The sequence below is a fragment of the Mycobacterium asiaticum genome (assembly GCF_001673635.1).
GTDB classification, from domain to species: domain Bacteria; phylum Actinomycetota; class Actinomycetes; order Mycobacteriales; family Mycobacteriaceae; genus Mycobacterium; species Mycobacterium asiaticum_C.
In genome coordinates, this window is the sequence record NZ_LZMH01000044.1 from 16,599 (window position 1) to 37,042 (window position 20,444).

Below are 20,444 nucleotides of genomic sequence, written 5' to 3' on the forward strand. Positions count from 1 at the left end.
GTCTCGGGCCTGGATTTTCCACGCCGGGGCCGGGGCAGCTCCGAACCAGGTCCCGAGCCGTCTTTGCTCTACCTGCCCGGCCTGGCTGGGCGGCAGATCACCGTAGACGGCAAGTATTGCAAGTACAGGGGCTCCGAGGTGCCATCATCCGGAAAACTTTGCTAGGTCATATCTACGACGTGCATCCGTTCCTGCGTCAGCAACCCCCGCTACATCACAGTAACCGCCGCCGGCGGCCGCCGGGGGGCACCGTCATGACCTCGGACGTCACCGGCGAGCATCGACCAAGGGTTATCTTGATGTCGCTACCGGCGGGCCCGAAGGCGGCGGTCCGGATCGAGGAGAATTAATTGCGTATCGGCAAGATCACGATCGGTTCGATCAACGATTGGACGGTGCGCCCCGGGGTGGTGACCACCTGGCACCCGACCCCCGAGGCCCGGGCGAAGGCGCGTCTGGCGCCGGTCAGCTCGGTGCCGGTCAGCTATATGCAGGGTCAGCATCTGCGCGGTTGTCACGAGCGAGCGAAAGCGGGGCTCGATTACTCGCGACAAATCATCGCGTCGTGTGAGGTGCCTGGACATTGCGATCTCGGCGTCATGGACAAGGCGCTCAACGCCTACTTGCGCCGTCACGACACATACCGCAGCTGGTTCGACTACACCCCGGACGGCGAGATTGTCCGGCATACGATCAGCGATCCCGACGACGTCGAATTCGCGCCGGTCGACCACGGCAAGATGAGTGTCGAAGAAATCCACGACCATGTCGTGGCGACTCCGGACGCTTTCGAGTGGGGCTGCTTCACGTTCGGGATCATCCAGAGCGAGGAGCACTTCACCTTCTACGCGTGTATCGATCACGTCCACGGGGACGCGACGCTGATCGGCATCACCATGCTCGAGTCGCACGGCATGTACACGACTTTGACATCGAGCGGGCAGGCCCTGGCGCTGCCGGAAGCGGGCAGCTATGACGACTTCTGCACCAGGGAGCGGGAATACACCTCGACGTTGACCCTGGATTCCCCGCAGATACAGACGTGGATCGACTTCGCCGAGAACAACTCCGCCAGCCTCCCGGATTTCCCTCTGCCGCTTGGCAATCCGATGGAGCCGGGGCGCAGCGCCATGATCACCGAGCCCCTGATGAACCCGGAGCAGACGTTACGATTCGAATCGGCGTGCGGCGCGGCCGGGGCCCGCTTCGTGGGCGGCCTGTTCGCGTGCATCGCACTGGTCGAGCACGAATTCACCGGAGCCCCGACCTACTACGGCCTCACCCCCAGGGACTCCCGGACCGGCTCGGACAACTTCATGACTCAGGGCTGGTTCACCGGCCTGGTGCCGATCACCATCCCGATTGCCGCGACATCCTTCGCCGAAGCCGCTTGGACAGCGCAGGCGTCGTTCGATTCGGGTCTGGACATGGCCAGGGTGCCTTACTACCGCGCGCTGGAATTGGCGCCGTGGCTGAGGTGGCCTCGACCGAACTTCCCGGTGACGAACTTCCTGCACGGCGACGCGGCTCCGCTGAATGCCGTGCTTGCCGCCGCGGACATGGGCTATGCGGACAATATCGGTATTCACTCCGACGGCAGATACTCGTATCAGCTGACGATCTACATCTTCCGGTACGGCGAGGGCACGGTGATGGCGGTGATGTATCCGGACAATCCGGTGGCCCGCTCTTCGATCACCCGTTATATGGCCGCGATGAAGGAGGTCTGCGGGCGGGTCGCGGACACCGGGCACTGGGGGCGCGTTGCGTAATGTGGAGTAGTTCGATGGTCACCGCCTTGCCGAGGCTCGCGGTTTCCGGCAGGGCGCGACCGGGGGTAGGAGCAGTTTGCGACGGCTAGCCGATGCAGTGGTGCGGTGGCCCTGGTTGGTGATCGGCCTGTGGGTGGCGGTCGCGGTCGCCCTGCCGTTGGCGTTCCCATCCCTGAACCAGATGGCCCAGAAACACCCGCTCGACATCCTGCCGAGCGATGCGCCCTCGAGCGTCACGGCCCGGAAGATGACCGAGGCGTTTCACGAATCGGGGGCAGACGACCTGCTGCTGGTGGTCCTGACCAATGACAGCGGACTGAAGCCTGCGGACGAAACCGCCTACCGCAAGCTGGTCAGCGCCTTGCGCGAGGACAAGCGCGACGTGTTGATGTTGCAGGATTTCATCGACACACCGCCCCTACGCTCGACGTTGACCAGCAAGGACCGCACCACCTGGGTGCTGCCGGTCGGTCTGGCGGGTGAGTTGGGCACACCGAAGTCCTATGCCGCTTTCCAGCGGGTCGCCGACATCGTCAAACACTCCGTCGCCGGGTCACAGCTGACGGCCCACCTGACCGGGCCCGCGGCCACGGTCGCCGACCTCACCGCCGCGGGCAACAGGGATCGGGTCCCGATCGAGGTCGCGATCGCGGTGCTGGTGCTCCTGGTCCTGCTTCTGGTCTATCGAAATCCGGTCACCATGCTGCTGCCATTGTTGGCGATCGGCATATCGATGGTCATCGCCCAGTCCGTGGTGGCGGCCATGTCGGAGGTCACCGGGATCGGCGTCTCAAACCAGTCCATCGTGTTCTTGAGCGCCATCATCGCCGGCGCCGGGACGGACTACGCCGTCTTTCTGATCAGTCGCTATCACGACTATCTGCGGGAAGGCGAAGACTTCGATCGGGCGGTGCGGCGGGCGATGATGTCGATCGGAAAAGTGATCGCCGCATCGGCAGCCACGGTGGGCATCACGTTTCTCGGGATCAGTTTCTCCCAGATGGGGGTGTTCTCATCGGTCGGCCTGTCGTCGGCGATCGGCGTCGGGGTGGCGTTCCTTGCCGCGATGACGTTGTTGCCCGCCATCCTGGTGGTGGCCGGTCCTCGTGGGTGGGTCAAGCCACGGCGCGAACTCACGTCCCGGTTCTGGCGGCGTTCGGGAATCCGGATCGTGCGCCGGCCCAAAACCCACCTCGTCGCGAGCCTGCTGGTGCTGGCCATTCTGGCCGGCTGCGCCGGCTTGGTTCGGTTCAACTACGACGACCGCAAGGGTGTGCCCGCGTCGGCGCCGAGTTCGATCGGGTATGCGGCGCTGGAGCGACACTTCCCCGTGAACCAGTCGATCCCGGAATACATCCTGGTCCAGTCGCCGCATGACCTGCGCACACCGCGAGCCCTGGCCGACCTGGAGCAGATGGCCGAGCGAGTCAGTCAGCTGCCCAACATTGCCGCGGTCACCGGGATCACCCGGCCCACCGGAGCCGTACCCGAGGAGTTCAGAGCCACGTATCAGGCCGGGGCCATCGGCGCCCGGTTGGGCGCCGGCGCCGCCCTGATCAACGAGCACGACAACGACCTCAACCGGCTGAGCAGGGGAGCCAACACGCTGGCCGAGAACCTGGGCGATGTGCGCGGGCAGGTCAACCAGATGGTCTCCGCGATGCAGGGCCTGGTCGAGGTCTTCACCTCGATGCGGGGCCAGTACGGCGGCGATCGGTTGGTCAAAGAGGTCACGACCGCGGCAAAGCTGGTCAACAGCATCAACGCGCTCGGCCATGAGATGGGCCTGAACTTCACGGCGGTCCGGGACATGTTCGGCTGGGTCGGTCCAGTCTTGATCGCACTGCAGGGCAACGTGATCTGTGACGTCGACGCCTCGTGCGCCGCCACCCGCGCCCAGTTCGAGCGGCTGGTGAACGCCCGCAACAACGGAAGCCTCGACCAGATCAACGATCTGGCCAACCAGCTGCAAGGGTTCGGCGATAAGCAGACCCTGGCCGCGACAGCGGACCGGTTGCGCGGCGCACTCGCCAACTTCACCAAGGCGCTGCATGCCATGGGATTCGACCAGGCCGGCGGACTGGAGGGCGGCTTGAACCGCCTGCAGCAGGGCGCGGAGCGCGTCGCCGGCGGCAGCCGGCAGGTGGCCGACGGTGTGGACCAACTCGTCGATCAGATCAGGCAGATGGGTACCGGGCTCGGTGAAGCGTCGGCGTTCCTGCTCGCGATGAAGGACGACGCGGCGGAACCTTCGATGGCCGGCTTCAACATTCCGCCTCAACTGCTGCGCATGGAGGAGTTCAGGAAAGCCGCCAAGCTGTTCATTTCCCCGGACGGCCATTCGGTGCGGTACTTGGTGCAGACGAAGCTCAACCCGTTCAGCGCCGAAGCCATGGATCAGGTCAACGCGATCACCGCCGCCGCTCGCAGCGCGCAGCCGAACACCGCGCTGGCCGATGCCTCGATCTCGATGGCGGGGTATCCGGTCACGCTGCGTGATACCCGCGACTACTACGAACACGACATCAGGTTCATCATCGCGGTCACGCTGATCGTCGTGCTGCTGACGCTGATCGCGCTGCTGCGCGCGATCGTCGCACCGCTGTATCTGGTCGGGTCGGTGGTGATCTCGTATTTGTCGGCGGTGGGTATCGGGGTGCTGGTGTTCCAGTACCTGCTCGGCCAGCAATTGCATTGGAGCATTCCGCCGTTGGCCTTCGTGGTGCTGGTGGCGGTCGGTGCGGACTACAACATGCTGCTCATCTCGCGGATGCGTGACGAATCGCCGAACAGCATGCGCTACGGCATCATCCGCACCCTGAGCTCCACCGGCGGAGTGATCACGGCGGCCGGGTTGATCTTCGCCGCCTCGATGTGGGGCCTGTTGTTCTCCACCATCGGCACCGTGATCCAGGGCGGTTTCGTGATCGGCGTCGGGATTCTGCTGGACACCTTCCTGGTACGCACCATCACGGTGCCCGCGATCGCTACGCTGGTCGGCAAGGCGAGTTGGTGGCCATCACGAGTGTCACCGGGCCGAACCAGCGCGGGCGCATGATGGTCGCCTCGTACGGGAGCCCACTACGGGAAGAGAAGTAGGGATGAAGAAACTACTCGCAGGACTCACCGCGCTGGTAACCGTCGGTGCCACAAGCTGTTTGGGAGTCGGGCGGGCGACGGCCGACGAAACGCCGACGGATGAGGCGCCGCAACCCGGCGGGACGGCCTACGCGCTGGGCGGCGCCCACGTGCTGGGTATCCCCTACGACGAGTACATCCGCCGCGAGGGCGCCGACTGGTTTCCCGGCCTGCGCCGCCAGATCATCGACTATCCCGCCGGCCAGGTGCAGGGCCATGTGCTGGGACGGCTCTTTCCGGGCATCGGCCAGTTGGACGAGATGTTTCCGGGGCTGGGCGCGGACGGGCCCAGCGTCGGCGAATCGGTCGTCGTCGGCGCGGACAACCTGGACGCGGCGATCCGGCGGGGCGGCCCCGGCACGGCGATCGGCTTGTCCGAAGGAGCGCTCGTCCTCGACGAACTGCAGGCCCGGCTCGCCACCGACCCCAACGCTCCCCCACCAGATCAGTTGAGTTTCGCCACCTTTGGCGATCCGGTCGCTCGTCACGCGTTCGGTGAGAGCTTCCTGACCGCCATGTTCCCGGTCGGCAGCGTCGTGCCCGCCCTCGACTACCCGGTGCCGCCTCCGGTGGAGAGCCAGTACAACACCAAGATGTTCATCTCCGCCTACGACTCGATCGCCGACTTCCCGGACCGGCCGGACAATCTGATGGCACTGGCCAACACGCTGGTGGGGTTGATGACCGGGCACACCGCGGTGGCCTTCACCAACCCGAGCATGGTGCCGCCACAGAACATCCGGACGACGGTGAACTCGCGGGGCGCAACGACGACGACGTATCTGATCCCGGAGCGGCATCTTCCGTTGGTGCTGCCGTTCCAGTACGCGGGTGTGCCGGAAGAGACGCTCAACGAGCTCGACGCGGTGCTGCTGCCCATGGTCAACGAGGGATATTCGCGCAACGACGATCCGCTGACCGCACCTATCCAGGTCGATCCGGTGAACGGCTATGACCCGGCGGCCGTCACTGCGCCTGCTACCCAGGCCACCTTCGGCGGCGGCGCAGATCCGTTGTCGCAGATTCTGTCCGGCGCGATGTCCGTGCTCAACCGGGGCGCTCACTAGCGGCAACCGCGCCCGGAGATAATGGCTCCCAGCCACGTGGCGCAGACCCGGCGCAAAGGAGCCTGATGAGCACAGCACGCACAGACCGGCCGCTACGCGTCATCCAGTGGACGACCGGGAACATCGGGCGACGCTCGTTGCACGCGATCATCGGCCGGCCGGACATGGAGCTCGTCGGGGTCTTCGCGCACGGGCCGGACAAGGTCGGGGTCGACGCTGCCGCGCTCGCAGGCTGGCCCGAACCGACCGGTGTGCGCGCCACCAACGACATCGATGCGCTGATCGCGCTGGGTGCCGACGCGTGTTGCTATAACCCGTTGTGGCCCAACATCGATGAGCTCGTGCGGCTGCTGGAGTCCGGAGTCAACGTGTGCACCAGCGCGGCGTGGATCACCGGTGGCAAGCAGACGCCCCACGACCGCGAGCGCATCGAGGCGGCCTGCCGGCAGGGCGGCTCGACAATCTTTGGCAGCGGTGCGCATCCGGGCATGACGAACATGGTCGGCATGGTGCTCAGCGGGTCCTGCGAGCGGGTCGATGAGATCCGCATCACCGAATCGGTGGACTGCTCGACGTATGAATCGGCCGGAACTCAGCGAGCGATGGGATTCTCGCAGGATCCCGACACGCCCGGCCTGGCCGAGAGTGTGCGCCGCGAAAGTGAGGTGTTCGCCGAATCGGCCGCGATGATGGCCGACGCGATCGGGGCACATCTGGACCGGATGACGTTCGATGTCACCTTCACGGCCGCCACCGGCGACACCGACCTGGGTTTCATGGAGATTCCGGCGGGAACCGTCGCCGGCGTCCATGGTTACCACCGCGGGTGGGACGGCGACCGCAACGTCGTCAGCGTCGGCTTCAACTGGATCATGGGCGATCATGTGACTCCACCCAAGCCCCTCGAGCATGGCCACGTCATCCAGGTGTTCGGGCTACCCAACATGCGCACGGTGCTGCACTGCCTGCCGCCCAAGGACTGGACGGAGCCCGGCTTCATGGGGCTGGGCATGATCTACACCGCGCTTCCGGTCACCAATGCGGTGCCGGCGGTGGTGGCCGCGAAACCGGGCATTGTGACGCTTGCAGACCTGCCGCCGGTGACGGGACGGGTCGCGCGCTAGCCTGTGTCGTTCGGCACATAGGGGCGCACCCGAGGAACGCGCGCGTCCACTACGGGTTTACGATACTTAGCCGAGCAAATATTTCTTTCGGGTCGGGGAAGCCTGCTGCCCAAAGTGGTGTTGCAACCCCAGGATCGGCTGGCGGAAGGCGGTGTTGATGAGGACTGGTTCACTTTCGGGTTCCGTTGGCCGGACGCTGAAGAAGGTGTGGATCCCGCTGGTACTGGTGGTCGTCCTGGCCGTTTCGGCGCTGGTCGTCTCGCGCCTGCACCGGATCTTCGGCTCGGAGGACCTCAACGCCAATGCCGGCGCAGGAATAGAGATCGTGCAGTTCAACCCGAAAGTTGTGCTCTATGAAATCTTCGGTACGCCTGGGGCCACGGCCAACATCAACTATTGGGACGCCGACGCCAACACGCATCAGGTCAACGCGGCCGCGCTGCCCTGGTCGTTCACCCTCTCCACGACGTTGCCCTCGGTGAGCGCGAACATCATGGCCCAAAGCGATGGCAGCCGGATCGGTTGCCGCATCACCGTCGACGGCGTGGTCCGCGAGGAGCAGAAGTCCGACGGGGTCAATCCGCAGACCTTCTGCCTGGTGAAGTCGGCATGAGCGACCTCGACAGCACGACGCGCGTCGGGGCCGACGACACCGCGCCGATCGAAGTGGAGCCCGCCCCGAAGGAGCCGCGACCGCACCGCCCGGTCATTCCGCACACCATCCGGATCTTCGCGGTGCCCATCATCGTGGCCTGGGTGGCGCTGACCGTTCTGGTCAATGTCATTGTTCCGACGCTGGAGAAGGTCAGCGAAGAGCATTCGGCTCCGATGACCCCGCCGGACGCGCCCTCGATGGTCGCGATGATGCGACTCGGCCACAATTTCAAGGAATTCGACTCCGACAGCACGGTGATGATCGTGCTGGAGGGCCAGCAGCCGCTGGGCGACGCGGCTCATCGGTTCTACGACAGCCTGATTCACCAGCTGCAGCGGGATCACAAGCACATCCAGCACATCCAGGATTTCTGGGGTGACCGGTTGACCGCGGCGGGCGCGCAGAGCGCCGACGCCAAGGGCGCCTATGTGATGCTCAACCTGGCCGGCGACCAGGGCACGACGCTGGCGAACGAATCGGTCGACGCGGTTCGGGAGGTGCTGGAGCGCACCCCACCGCCGCCCGGGGTGAAGGCCTATGTGACGGGGCCGGCCGCACTCAGCGACGACATGCACATCATCGGCAACGCCAGCCTGGCCAAGATCACCCTGTTCACGCTGGGCGCGATCGCGATCATGCTGTTACTGGTCTACCGGTCCATCGTCACCACGCTGGTCCAGCTGTTCATGACGTTCGTCGCGCTGGCGGCATCCCGCGGATTCGTCGCGGTTCTGGGTTATCACAACGTGTTCGGCCTGACCACCTTCGCCGCCAACATCCTGACCATGTTGGCGATAGCCGCCGGAACCGACTACGGGATCTTCCTCGTCGGGCGCTATCAGGAGGCGCTGCGCGCCGGTGAGGATCGGGAAACCGCTTATTACACGACATTTCGCGGTGTGGCCCCGGTGGTGATGGGGTCGGGTCTGACGATTGCCGGTGCGACCTACTGCCTGAGTTTCTCCCGGTTGCCGTGGTTCAACACGATGGGTGCCCCGGTGGCGATCGGGATGCTGGTCGTCGTCCTGGCCGGTGTCACGCTGGGTCCCGCGGTGGTGTTCGTGGGCAGCAAGATGCACCTGTTCGAATCCAAGCGGGCCGCCCGGCAGGGTCGAATGTGGCGGCGGGTCGGTACCGCGGTGGTGCGTTGGCCCGCACCGATTCTGGCGGTCAGCGGCGCGATCGTGCTGATCGGCATGGTGGCACTGCCGGGCTTCAAGACCAGCTACAACGACCGGTACTACCTGCCCACCTCCGCGCCGTCCAATATCGGCCAGGCCGCCGCCGACCGGCATTTCTCCCAGGCCCGGATGAACCCCGACATGTTGATGATCGAGTCCGACCATGACATGCGAAATCCGGCGGACATGCTGGTGCTGGACCGGGTTGCCAAGAACGTGATGCGTACCGTCGGCATCGCGATGGTCCAGGACATCACCCGACCGCTTGGCATCCCGATCCAGCACAGTTCCATACCTTTTCAGAACAGCATGCAGAGCCAGACGACGATGCAGAACCTGTCGTTCCTGCGGGACCGGATGAATGACATCACCAAGATGGCCGACCAGATGCAGTTCATGATCGAGACCATGCAGCAGATGTACAAGGTCACCACGGAGCTTTCCGAAGCCGCCGACGACAGCGCTCGGACCACGGCCGAAACCGCGGACATCACCAATAGACTGCGGGACCACATCGCCGATTTCGACGACTTCTGGCGCCCGATACGCAGCTACTTCTATTGGGAGAAGCACTGTTTCGACATCCCCATCTGCTGGTCACTGCGTTCGCTGTTCGACTCGCTGGATGGGTTCGACCAGCTCGCCGGTCAATTCGACATATTGACCAAGGACATCGCGCGCACCGCGGAGGCGACACACCACATGCTGGTGCTGATCCCGCCGATGATCGAGACGATGAAGACGACCAAAGCACTGACGCTGACGATGCAGTCGACCTTCTCGGCGATGCTCAATCAGATGGAGGCGATGAGCAATACGGCCGTTGTCATGGGCCAGAGCTTCGACGCCTCCAAGAACGACGACTTCTTCTACCTGCCGCCCGAAGCGTTCGACAACCCCGACTTCCAAACGGGCCTGCGGATGTTCCTGTCACCGGACGGCAAGTCGGCGCGGTTCTTCGTGACCCACCAGGGCGATCCGATGACACCGGAAGGCATTTCGCGTGTCGACGCCGAACGTTCGGCCGCACAGGAAGGTTTGAAGCAGTCGTCGCTGTCCGATGCCCGGGTGTATCTCGGCGGCACCGCCGCGACATTCAAGGACATGCACGACGGCGCCAAATACGACCTGATGATCGCGGTGGTCTCGGCGCTGACGCTGATCTTCATGATCATGCTGTTGCTGACTCGAAGCGTGGTGGCCGCGCTGGTCATCGTTGGCACCGCGGCGAGTTCGATCGCGGCGTCGTTCGGGTTGTCGGTGCTGATTTGGCAGGACCTGTTCGGCATCCGGATCCACTGGATCGTCATGGCGCTGTCGGTGATCATCCTGTTGGCCGTCGGGTCGGACTACAACCTGCTGCTGGTGTCCCGGTTCAAGGAGGAGATCCACGCCGGCCTCAAGACCGGGATCATCCGATCGATGGCCGGTACCGGTGGGGTGGTGACGGCCGCGGGCCTGGTGTTCGCGTTCACCATGGCGTCGATGCTGGGCAGCGACCTGCGGGTGCTGGGCCAGTTCGGGTCCACAGTCTGCATCGGACTGCTGCTGGACACGCTGATCGTGCGCACCTTGTTGATGCCGTCGATCGCGACGCTGCTGGGGCGCTGGTTCTGGTGGCCGAAGGTGGTCCATCCGCGGGGTGACAATGCTCTGGTTAAAGGCTCTGGTTAAAGGGTCTGGTTAAAGAAGAACGGTGAGCGCTCCGCGCCTGGCTCCGCGGTAGACCTCCTCCCGCACTGACCAAGCTGCGCCATTCTCCGCCGGGGAGCGGCAGCCGCGCAGTACGCTCTGTGAGGGATCGACAAAGGAGGGGCCGGCCGTGTCGCAATTGTTGGTGTCTCCTAGCCAATTCGTATCGGCGACAACGGTTTTGGAAAGCATAGGGTCGTCGCTGCACTCAGCGAACGCGGCGGCAGTCGTGCCCACCACCGGCCTGGTAGCCGCCAGCGCCGACGAAATCTCGGCCGAGCTGGCGGCGCTCTTTACCGAGCACGGCCGGCAGTATCAGGCGGCGGCCGGGCAGTTCGCTACGTCCTACGAGCAAGTTGTGCTCCGACTGTTAGAGACCGCACAACTCTATGCGAACGCCGAAATCGCCGTCGCGCAACAACTCGCTGCGGGCGCATCCCGCCTCGTCAACGAACCCGTCCTGCAGCTCACCGGACGCCCGCTGTTCGGCGACGGCGCCAACGGATACACAACCGCCGAGGGCGTGGGAACCCCCGGCGGGTCCGGTGGCTGGTTATTCGGCAACGGTGGCACCGGCGGTGTCAGCGTTCGCTACGGCATAGCCGGAGGCACCGGCGGCGCGGGCGGTGTGTTGCTGGGTAACGGCGGCGCGGGCGGTCGCAATCTCTACGGCGGCATGCCGGGTGGCGCCGGTGGGTCCGCGGGTCTGATCGGCATCGGCGGTACGGGAGGGGCCAGTGGCCCCGGTGGCGTCGGCGGTGTGGGCGGTCGGGGCGGCCTGTTGGGACTACCCGGGACCGCAGGGATCAGCACAGCCCTGGGGCCGAACCAAACGTTGATCCATCCCGGTCAGTACGGCAGCCCGATTCTGAATATCTCGGTCGGTGGTGGACCGGGTGCGCCCGTCACCGTCGACTCCGGCGCCAGCGGCCTGGTGGTGCCGCCGCAGTACGTTAATTTGGCGGCCCTCGGTGCGCCCACCGGAGTGGGCAGTGTGAGTTACGGCGGTGCCCTATTCGTCAACTACCAGACCTATGTCACGACCGTGGATTTCGGTAATGGAATCGTCACGGCACCAACCACTGTCGGGGTCGCCACCTCGGCATACTTGAATAACCCGGGCAATCCGATAGACGTTTCGTTGCTGCCCGCCTATCTGGGCGTGGGACCTAACAACGACTTTCCGTTCAGCAGCCCAGTGACCGCTGCCTTGCCGGGCAACATGAACGAGGGCGTGCTGATCAACCTTCCTCGCGGCATGCTCGAGTTCGGACCCAATCCACTGCCCCCCATCGTCGAGATGGACGGTGCCCCGAGAACCGTTGTCCAAGTGCAGATCAACAACGAATTGCCGCAAACCGTAGGCGCGTTCATCGATTCGGGTGGGGAGCTGGGAGCCATCCCACAATCGTTGGTGCCGGGCCTGGCGATCGGTAACCACCTGCCGGCCGGAACGACCATCACCGTCTCCACGATCAACGGCGTGCCGCTCTACACCCAGACAGTCTCCGCGAACCACACGCCGTTCGTCGTTGCATCGGCGACGGCCAATAACTTCTACGTCTTCAACACCGGGTCCTACCCCTTCTCCCAACTGCCCATCTACATCTGGAACAACGACGCGGTAGGTACGACGATCTTCGACCGCCAGATCTGAGCGGCTAAAGTCATTCCGCTAGCTGCAGGCACACCGCCAGCGCTCCGGCACCGACATGCACCGCCAGCACCGGACCCAGCGGGGTTACGATCGCGGGATCACAGCCCGGCAGCCGTTCGGACAGTTCCGCCGCCAACTCCTGTGCGCCGTCGTGGTTACCGACGTGGTGGACGGCCAGCGCCGCGGGGCGCTCCCCCACCACCGCACAGATTTGGTCGATCAGCGCAGCGAGGGCTCCCTTGGCTGTTCTTATTCGTTGCGCCAGAACGAGTTTGCCGTCTTCGATATGCAGCAGTGGTTTGAGGGCGAGTGCGGTACCCAGCCAGGCCTTGGCCCCGCCGATCCGTCCGCTGCGCCGCAGGTTGTCCAGCCGTTGCACGACCATGTACGCGTGCGTGCGGTCGACAGCGGCGGCCGCGGCCTTGGTGACGGCGTCCAAGTCGCCGCCGGCCGACGCCGCCTCGGCGGCGGTCAGCACCGCGAAACCGGTGCCCATCGCCGTCGATTTGGAATCGACGACCCGTACCGCACCACCGAAATCCACGGCGACGCGTTCCGCCAGGCGGTAGGTTCCGGACAGGCCCGACGAAATATGCACTGCCACAACACCGTCGCCGTCGCTGTCGGCCAGGGCCTGCTGGTAAACGGCGCTCAGGTCGGCCGGGGTGGCCGCCGCCGTGGTCGCATGACGCTTGTGGATGTCCTCGGGGATGGCATCGACGCCGTCGCGTAGGTCGGCATCGTCGAGCAAGATGTGCAGGGGCACTTCGCGAATGCGCCACCGGTCCCTTAGTTCGGCCGGCAGCCGCGAGGAGCTATCGGTGACCACCTGAACTGTCAACCGCGCCGCTCCTCAGCGCTGGTCTGTAATGCTTCGGCCAGCGCCTTGAGCATCAGCTCCGCGACCGCCTGGTGTGCCTCGAAGTTCCAGTGAATGCCGTCGGGGTTGCCCCGCCCGCTCATGACCTCTTCGCCGACAGCGGCTTTGAGATCCACCAGCGGAACGTTGTGGGCCTGAGCCCATCCGGTGATCGCCGCGACGGTGCCCGCGCGGCCCTGATGCGCCTTGCCGTACGTCTCGGCGATGTGTACCGACGGCAGCGACGCCACGATTGGGATGCCAGGCCGATTGAAATCGATTGCGGCACGGGTTTGTTCGAGGTATTCCGCGGTCAGATGCGGCGGCAACGCCGGCCGGGCGATCGGCGAAAGCCGCGGCTGCAGCCAACCGTAGCCGTCCCGTACCCACCGGCGCAGCCAGGGCGGCCGGACATAGCGGATGAGCTCGCGCAGCGCGGTGGGCCAGACCGACGGCAGGGAATCCATTCCGCTGGTCGCGAAGATCACCGCGCCGGCCTTGGGCAGCGCCGCCCAGGCCCGCGGGTCCTGCGTTGCCGCCCACCACACGTCGCGGCAGGTCCAGCCGATCCGGCCGATCAGCTCGACGTCCCAATCTAATTGTGAAGCAACAATATTCGGCCAGATCCGCGGATCGTCGGCGGGCAGGCCGCCGGTGGGCCCGTAGTAGGACAGCGAATCGGCGAAGATCAGCAGTACGGGCCGTGCCTCGCGACCGGGATCAGAGGACATCGTTGGACACCTGCGCCGAAGCGTTCCACACGTCCAGGCGCCACCGGATGGCGTCGAAGTCCGCGCCCAGCGCGGAATGACCGGAAAGCTGCACCCAACTGGCGTTGCCCAGGCCGCCCAGGATCGGCCAGTTGTCCACCGGCAACCTCAACAGGCCGGCGGACAACGCCGCGATCAGCCCGCCGTGCGCGACGAGCACGATCGGCCGTTCCGGCTCGCCGGGTCCGCCCCAGTCCGGCGCCGCGGAAACCAGCTCGGTCACCAGCGGCACACTGCGGGCGGCCACGTCGACCCTGCTCTCGCCGCCGTGCGGTGCCCAGGTGGCATCCTCGCGCCAGGCCAGTCGAGCACCCGGCGCTTCGGCATCGATCTGGGCATGGGTCATGCCCTGCCAATCACCGAGGTGCGTCTCGCGCAGCCGCGCGTCCACCCGCACCTGCATACCGGTGCGCTCCCCCAGCTTGACCGCCGTGTCATAGGCCCGCCGCAGATCCGACGACACGATCAGCAGCGGCTGGAGTTTGCCCAGCACCTCGGCCGCCGCGACGGCCTGGGCGCGGCCCAGCTCGCTCAGGTCCGTGTCGAGCTGGCCCTGCATCCGGCTGCCGAGGTTGTAGTCGGTCTGGCCGTGGCGCAACATCACCAACCGGCGCACCGTCATTCCGGGGCCGCCTTGGGTGCGTCGCCCAGGTCCACCGGCACTATCGGGCAGTCGCTCCACAGCCGGTCCAGCGCGTAGAAGTTGCGGTCATCCTGGTGCTGGATGTGCACCACGATGTCGCGGTAGTCGAGCAGCGTCCAACGGCCCTCGCGGGCCCCCTCGCGACGGGCCGGCTTGTAGCCCGCCTCGCGCATTTTTTCCTCGACCTCGTCGACGATCGCGTTGACCTGCCGTTCGTTGGACGCCGAGGCGATGACGAAGCAGTCGGTGATGACCAGCTGGCCAGAGACGTCGATGACGAGAACATCATCGGCCAATTTCGAGGCCGCGGCGGTTGCGGCCACCGTGGCCATGTCGATCGCTTCCTGATTTGCGCTCATGTGCTGTTGCCGGCGGCCAGGCTGGGGGCGGCCGGATTTTCGCTCCTCTCGGGAGTCCGGTAGAGACGTCGCTTGGAGACGTACTGCACGACGCCGTCGGGCATCAGGTACCACAGCGGCCGACGTTCCTGCGCCCGCTGCCGGCAGTCGGTCGATGAGATCGCCAGCGCGGGGATTTCGTACAGGGCCAAGGTGCCCTCGTCCAGGTCACCGATGGCCTCGATGATGTGGTCGTTGCGCAGCTCGTAGCCCGGACGGCTGACACCGATGAAGCGGGCGAGGCCGAAAAGCTCCTCCCAGCCCTGCCAGGACAGGATGGAGGCCAGCGCGTCGGCACCGGTGATGAAGTACAGCTCGGAATCCGGGTTGAGGGTGTGCAGGTCGCGCAGCGTGTCCTTGGTGTAGGTGGGACCGCCGCGGTCGATGTCGACCCGACTCACCGAGAAGCGCGGGTTGGAGGCGGTGGCGATCACCGTCATCAGGTAGCGGTCCTCGGCGGCGGAGACGTGCCGATCCTTCTGCCAGGGTTGACCGCTGGGCACGAAAACGACTTCGTCGAGCTTGAACTTGTCGGCCACCTCGCTGGCAGCGACCAGGTGGCCGTAATGGATGGGATCGAACGTCCCACCCATAACTCCCAACCGGCGCTGCTTTTGCATGGTTTGCCAGCTTACTGGAGGCTGCGATCAGGCATTACAGCTCGCGGGGAGCAGTGGACGTCACGCGGTATTCGGCCCCTGGTGCGGCTCAATGCTCGGCGGTAACCCAACGGATCGTGTAGAAGAAGATCTGTGGAAAATGCGCCGTTGAGCTCGGTAGATCAAGCCAAAGCGTGGAAAGACGCCATGACCCGGCGCCTCTACACCCGCTCGGTTGTCACCGGGGAGATTTCGCTGCCCGCCGTCCCGAGCATGCTCGACGAGTACGTCGAGATGTGCAGTGGCATCTTCGCGGGCGTGGGCAGGAAGTTCAATGACGAGGAAATCGCCCATCTGCGCACCGTGCTGCAGACCCAGTTGACCGAGGCGTATTCCATTTCCCACCGATCCAACATCGTCATCTCCTACAACGCCGCGGTCGGCCCGACTTTGCACTATCAAGTGAGCACACGCTGGTTCAGCGTGGCCGAGGCCTATGACAACTGGGTCAGCACCCGCGAGCCGCCGCTTTTCGGCACCGAACCCGACGCGAGGGTGTGGGCGCTGGCCAACGAAGCCGCGGACCCCAGCGCGCATCCGGTGCTCGATATCGGTGCCGGCACCGGGCGCAACGCCCTTCCGCTGGCACGGCGCGGACATCCCGTGGACGTGGTGGAGATGACTCCGAAATTCGCCGAGATCATCCGGGCCGAAGCCCAGCGGGATGCGCTGGATCTGCGAGTGATCGTGCGCAACGTCTTCGAGACGACGGAAGATCTGCGAGAGGATTATCAACTGATCCTGCTCTCCGAGGTGGTGTCCGATTTCCGTACCACCGAGCAGTTGCGTGGCCTGTTCGAACTCGCCGCGCACTGCCTGGGCTCGGGCGGCCGGTTGGTGTTCAATGCGTTCTTACCCCGCCACGGTTACGAACTTGACGGCGTGGCACGCGAATTCGGTCAGCAGGCGTACACCAGCATTTTCACCAGAGCGGAACTGTCGAACGCGGCGGCCGGGTTGCCGCTCGAGCTGGTGGGCGAGGACTCGGTGTACGAGTATGAGAAAGCGCACCTGCCGCCCGGCGCTTGGCCGCCCACCAGCTGGTACGCCGACTGGGTCAGCGGGCTCGACATCTTCCCGGTGGGACGTGACGACAGCCCGATCGAGATGTCTTGGCTGGTGTTCCGCAAAACCCGCTGACTGACGCGCTTGCCCCAGCGGCGAGCGTCACGCTGGCGTGGCGCTGGACGTCGATCGCCACTCTGGCGTGACGCTCGGCGTCTGCTCAGACCGGCAGTAGCTGGTCGATGACCGCCGCCAGCTGCTTGGCCGACCGGCATTCGTGCATCGTGATGACCTCTTCGTAGCGCGGCACCGCCGAATCCCCGCTACCCCAGAGGTGTTTGGGCTCGGGGTTGAGCCAATGCGCATGCCGGGCGGCCGTCACCATGTCGGCCAGCACATCGACGGCCGGATTGCGATAGTTGGTGCGCCCGTCGCCCAGCACGAGCAGTGAACTGCGCGGCGACAGCACGTTGGGGTTGGCCTGCACGAACGAGACGAACGCGTTGCCGTAGTCGGAGTGTCCGTCCCGGGCAAACACGCCCGCCTCCCGGGTGATCCGCTGGATCGCCACGGCCAGGTCGGCCTCCGGGCCGAACATGTGGGTCACCTCGTCGGTGGTGTCGATGAACGCGAACACCCGCACCCGCGAAAACTGTTGGCGCAGAGCGTGTACCAGCAATAAAGTGAAGTGGCTGAACCCGGCGACCGAACCCGAGACATCGCACAGCACCACCAACTCCGGACGCGCGGGGCGCGGCTTCTTCAGCACCACGTCGATCGGCACGCCACCGGTGGACATCGACTTGCGCAGCGTCTTGCGCAGGTCGATCGTGCCCGCGCGGGAACGACGGCGCCGGGCAGCGAGCCGAGTGGCCAGGGTGCGCGCCAGCGGGGCCACCACGCGGCGCATCTGCCGCAACTGGTCACCGGACGCTCGCAGGAATTCGACGTTCTCCGAGAGCTGGGGGATGCCGTACATCTGGACGTGGTCGCGACCCAACTGTTCGGCGGTGCGCCGCTTCGTCTCCGCGTCGACCATCCTGCGCAGCTGTGAGATCTTCTGTGCGGCAAGCGCCTTGGCGATCTGTTCCTGGCTGGGCGAGGGTTCGTCACCGTAGGGGGCGAGCAGGCCGGCCAGTAGCTTGCCCTCCAATTCGTCCAGCGCCATGGCCTTGAGCGCTTGATACGACGAGAAGGACGGGCCCCGGCTGGAGTTGTATTTTCCGTAGGCCTCCACGATCCGGGCGATCATGCGCACCAGTCGCTCGTCCATGTCGGCCAGTTCGGGGTTCTCGTTCAGCAGATCCAAGAGCATCTGCCGCATTGCCTCGACGTCGTCGGGCGGCAGGCCGTCGGGGTCACCCGCCGCGTCGTCCTCGCTCACCACTGCGCGGGCGCCCAGCGCTGCGGGGAACCACAGGTCGAACATCGCATCGTAGGTGTCCCGGTGATCCGGCCGGCGCAGCACCGCACACGCGATGCCCTCCCGCAACACCTCGCGGTCGCCCAGACCCAGCGTGGCCATCACCCGGCCGGCGTCCACCGTCTCCGACGGTCCCACCGAAATGCCGCTGGCGCGAAGGGCTTCCACGAAACCGACCAGATGACCGGGCAGCCCATGCGGGGCGAGCGGCCGGGACGGGCGGATACGGCGGGTGGCCATCAGTTCAGCCTTAACTCACCGGCCGCGCGCTGCTGATCGGACTGGTGTTTGAGCACCACACCCAAAGTGGCGGCGACGACGGCGTCGTCGATGGTGTCCAGTCCCAGCGCGAGCAGCGTGCGTCCCCAGTCGATGGTCTCGGCGATCGACGGCACCTTCTTGAGTTGCATGCCGCGCAGTACCCCGATGATCCGCACCAATTCCTCGGCGAGGTGCTGGGGCAGTTCGGGAACCCGGGACAACAGAATGCGCCGTTCCAGCTCTGGGGTCGGGAAGTCGATGTGCAGGAACAGGCAGCGGCGCTTGAGCGCCTCGGAGAGCTCGCGGGTGGCGTTGGAAGTCAGCACCACCAACGGCGTGCGGGTAGCGGTGATGGTGCCCAATTCTGGGACGGTGACGGCGAAGTCGGAAAGGACCTCCAACAGCAGGCCTTCGATTTCGATGTCGGCCTTGTCGGTCTCGTCGATCAGCAGGACGGTCGGTTCGGTGCGGCGGATCGCGGTCAGCAGCGGACGCTGCAGCAGGAACTCTTCGCTGAACACGTCGTCCTTGGTGGCCTCCCAGTCGCCCGAGCCGGCCTGGATGCGCAAGATCTGCTTGGCGTGGTTCCACTCATACAGGGCGCGGGCCTCGTCGACGCCCTCATAGCACTGCAGCCGGACCAGCCCCGATCCGGTGGCCTGCGCTACGGCGCGGGCCAGTTCGGTCTTGCCGACCCCGGCCGGACCTTCCACCAGCAACGGTTTGCCGAGCCGGTCAGCCAGGAAAACCGCTGTCGCGGTGGCGGTGTCGGGAAGGTAACCGGTCTCGGCGAGCCGTCGCGAAACGTCGGCGATGTCGGCGAACAGCGGCACAGGCCGTGCGGGCACGCTCATTGAGTCTCCTAGGTTTAGGCCGGACGGGTTTGGCCGGAGCCCCACACGATCCATTTGGTCGAGGTCAATTCCGGCAGCCCCATCGGGCCGCGGGCGTGCAGTTTCTGGGTGGAGATGCCGATCTCGGCGCCGAACCCGAATTGCTCGCCGTCGGTGAAGGCGGTGGAAGCGTTGACCATCACCGCGGCCGCATCGACCTGTTCGGTGAACCGCTGTGCCGCAGCAAGGTTCGTCGTCACGATGGCTTCGGTGTGCCCGGTGCCGTATTCGTTGATGTGGGCAATGGCGGCGTCCACGCCGTCGACCACGGCGACCGCGATGTCCATCGCAAGGTACTCGCGGCGCAGGTCGTCCTCACCCGCATCGGTGTGCACGGCGACGCCGGCGCCTTGCAGCGCGCCCAGCAGCCGGGGCATCGCCTCGTCGGCGATCGCGGCATCGACCAGCAGGGTCTCGGCGGCGTTGCACACACTCGGTCGACGAGTCTTGGAGTTGAGCAGGATCCGCTCGGCGACGTCCAGGTCGGCGGATTCGTGCACGTACACGTGGCAGTTGCCGACGCCGGTCTCGATGGTCGGAATCTGCGCGTCGCGCACCACCGCCTCGATGAGGCCCGCGCCGCCGCGGGGAATCGCGACGTCGACCAGGCCGCGGGCCTGGATCAGGTGGGTGACCGTCGCGCGGTCGGACGATGAGAGCAGTTGGACCGCGTCGGCCGGCAGATCCTGACCGGTCAAGGCCTCGCGCAGCACCTCGACCAGCGCCTCGTTGGACCGCGCCGCCGAGGAGCTGCCGCGCAGCAGGGCCGCGTTGCCGGATTTCAGCGTCAGGCCGAAGGCATCGACCGTGACGTTCGGGCGGCCCTCGTAGATCATTCCGACCACGCCGAGCGGAACTCGCTGCTGACGGAGCTGCAGCCCATTCGGCAGGGTGGATCCGCGCAACACCTGACCGACCGGGTCGGGCAGCCCGGCGACCTGCCGCAGCCCCGCGGCGATGCCGTCGACCCGCTGCGGGTTCAGTGCCAGCCGGTCGAGCATCGCGTTGGGGGTGTCGGCGTCGCGCGCGGCGTTCAGGTCCTCGGCGTTGGCGGCCAGGATCCGGTCGACGTTGGCCAGGATCGCGTCGGCGGCGGCGTGCAGCGCGCGGTCTTTGGCCGCGGTCGGTACGGAAGCCAGGAAGCGGGCCGCCACTCGGGCACGGCGGGCGGCGTCATGCACCTCTTTGCGCAGATCGGGAAGCGCAGGTGCGTGCAAACTCATTGATCCAGGGTATCGGCATGCGCG

16 protein-coding genes are annotated in these 20,444 nt (G+C 65.8%); 8 read left to right on the plus strand and 8 right to left on the minus strand.

The window, feature by feature from the left end:
- Window positions 1-350: 350 nt before the first annotated feature.
- The 7 genes from A5645_RS12960 (at window position 351) to A5645_RS29100 (ending at window position 12,286) form a co-directional block, all read left to right on the plus strand.
- Window positions 351-1,772 (plus strand): condensation domain-containing protein, encoded by a 1,422-nt coding sequence (locus tag A5645_RS12960; RefSeq protein WP_065036775.1) that lies wholly within the window; start codon window positions 351-353, stop codon window positions 1,770-1,772.
- Window positions 1,773-1,848: 76 nt separating this feature from the next.
- Complete coding sequence (locus A5645_RS12965; RefSeq protein WP_301336992.1) at window positions 1,849-4,830, plus strand: MMPL/RND family transporter; 2,982 nt, start codon at window positions 1,849-1,851, stop codon at window positions 4,828-4,830.
- 43 nt (window positions 4,831-4,873) lie between these two features.
- Complete coding sequence (gene pe, locus A5645_RS12970; protein WP_065036776.1) at window positions 4,874-5,977, plus strand: acyltransferase PE; 1,104 nt, start codon at window positions 4,874-4,876, stop codon at window positions 5,975-5,977.
- A gap of 65 nt (window positions 5,978-6,042) precedes the next feature.
- Window positions 6,043-7,101 carry an NAD(P)H-dependent amine dehydrogenase family protein gene (locus A5645_RS12975; RefSeq protein WP_065129793.1) on the plus strand — a complete coding sequence of 353 codons (1,059 nt, stop codon included), beginning with the start codon at window positions 6,043-6,045 and terminating at the stop codon, window positions 7,099-7,101.
- A 157-nt stretch (window positions 7,102-7,258) separates the two neighbouring features.
- Window positions 7,259-7,714, plus strand: coding sequence for an MmpS family transport accessory protein (locus A5645_RS12980; protein ID WP_065036794.1), 456 nt, complete (start codon window positions 7,259-7,261; stop codon window positions 7,712-7,714).
- Window positions 7,711-10,611, plus strand: a complete 2,901-nt coding sequence (locus A5645_RS12985; RefSeq protein ID WP_065129794.1) for an MMPL/RND family transporter — start codon at window positions 7,711-7,713, stop codon at window positions 10,609-10,611. The genes A5645_RS12980 and A5645_RS12985 overlap by 4 nt, the downstream gene beginning before the upstream one ends.
- Before the next feature lie 163 nt (window positions 10,612-10,774).
- Window positions 10,775-12,286, plus strand: coding sequence for a PecA family PE domain-processing aspartic protease (locus A5645_RS29100; RefSeq protein WP_269199563.1), 1,512 nt, complete (start codon window positions 10,775-10,777; stop codon window positions 12,284-12,286).
- Window positions 12,287-12,296: 10 nt separating this feature from the next.
- Here A5645_RS29100 and A5645_RS12995 read toward each other — a convergent pair whose 3' ends face one another.
- Genes A5645_RS12995 through nadD form a run of 5 tightly spaced genes read right to left on the minus strand, consistent with a single transcriptional unit; the run spans window position 12,297 to window position 15,576 of the window.
- Window positions 12,297-13,127, minus strand: a complete 831-nt coding sequence (locus A5645_RS12995; protein ID WP_065036780.1) for a DegV family protein — start codon at window positions 13,125-13,127, stop codon at window positions 12,297-12,299.
- Window positions 13,124-13,876, minus strand: a complete 753-nt coding sequence (gene octT, locus A5645_RS13000; RefSeq protein WP_065036781.1) for a diglucosylglycerate octanoyltransferase — start codon at window positions 13,874-13,876, stop codon at window positions 13,124-13,126. Before octT ends, A5645_RS12995 begins: the two co-directional genes overlap by 4 nt.
- Entirely contained in the window at window positions 13,866-14,537 is a 672-nt protein-coding gene (gene gpgP, locus A5645_RS13005) for a glucosyl-3-phosphoglycerate phosphatase (RefSeq protein ID WP_065036782.1), read from the minus strand. Before gpgP ends, octT begins: the two co-directional genes overlap by 11 nt.
- Complete coding sequence (rsfS, locus tag A5645_RS13010) at window positions 14,534-14,917, minus strand: ribosome silencing factor (RefSeq protein WP_065036783.1); 384 nt, start codon at window positions 14,915-14,917, stop codon at window positions 14,534-14,536. The genes gpgP and rsfS overlap by 4 nt, the downstream gene beginning before the upstream one ends.
- Complete coding sequence (nadD, locus tag A5645_RS13015) at window positions 14,914-15,576, minus strand: nicotinate-nucleotide adenylyltransferase (RefSeq protein ID WP_081288330.1); 663 nt, start codon at window positions 15,574-15,576, stop codon at window positions 14,914-14,916. Before nadD ends, rsfS begins: the two co-directional genes overlap by 4 nt.
- Window positions 15,577-15,762: 186 nt before the next feature.
- On the opposite strand from nadD, the gene A5645_RS13020 reads away from it, so the two are divergent.
- Complete coding sequence (locus tag A5645_RS13020) at window positions 15,763-16,755, plus strand: class I SAM-dependent methyltransferase (protein WP_172830534.1); 993 nt, start codon at window positions 15,763-15,765, stop codon at window positions 16,753-16,755.
- A gap of 85 nt (window positions 16,756-16,840) precedes the next feature.
- Here the strand turns inward: A5645_RS13020 and A5645_RS13025 are convergent, their stop codons facing one another.
- Genes A5645_RS13025 through A5645_RS13035 form a run of 3 tightly spaced genes read right to left on the minus strand, consistent with a single transcriptional unit; the run spans window position 16,841 to window position 20,420 of the window.
- A complete protein-coding gene (locus A5645_RS13025; RefSeq protein ID WP_065036786.1) occupies window positions 16,841-18,283 on the minus strand; it encodes a vWA domain-containing protein in 1,443 nt (480 codons plus the stop codon).
- Window positions 18,283-19,158: an AAA family ATPase gene (locus tag A5645_RS13030; protein WP_036358503.1), complete on the minus strand. Its 876-nt coding sequence runs from the start codon at window positions 19,156-19,158 to the stop codon at window positions 18,283-18,285. Before A5645_RS13030 ends, A5645_RS13025 begins: the two co-directional genes overlap by 1 nt.
- A gap of 14 nt (window positions 19,159-19,172) precedes the next feature.
- Entirely contained in the window at window positions 19,173-20,420 is a 1,248-nt protein-coding gene (locus A5645_RS13035) for a glutamate-5-semialdehyde dehydrogenase (protein WP_065129797.1), read from the minus strand.
- Window positions 20,421-20,444 lie beyond the last annotated feature (24 nt).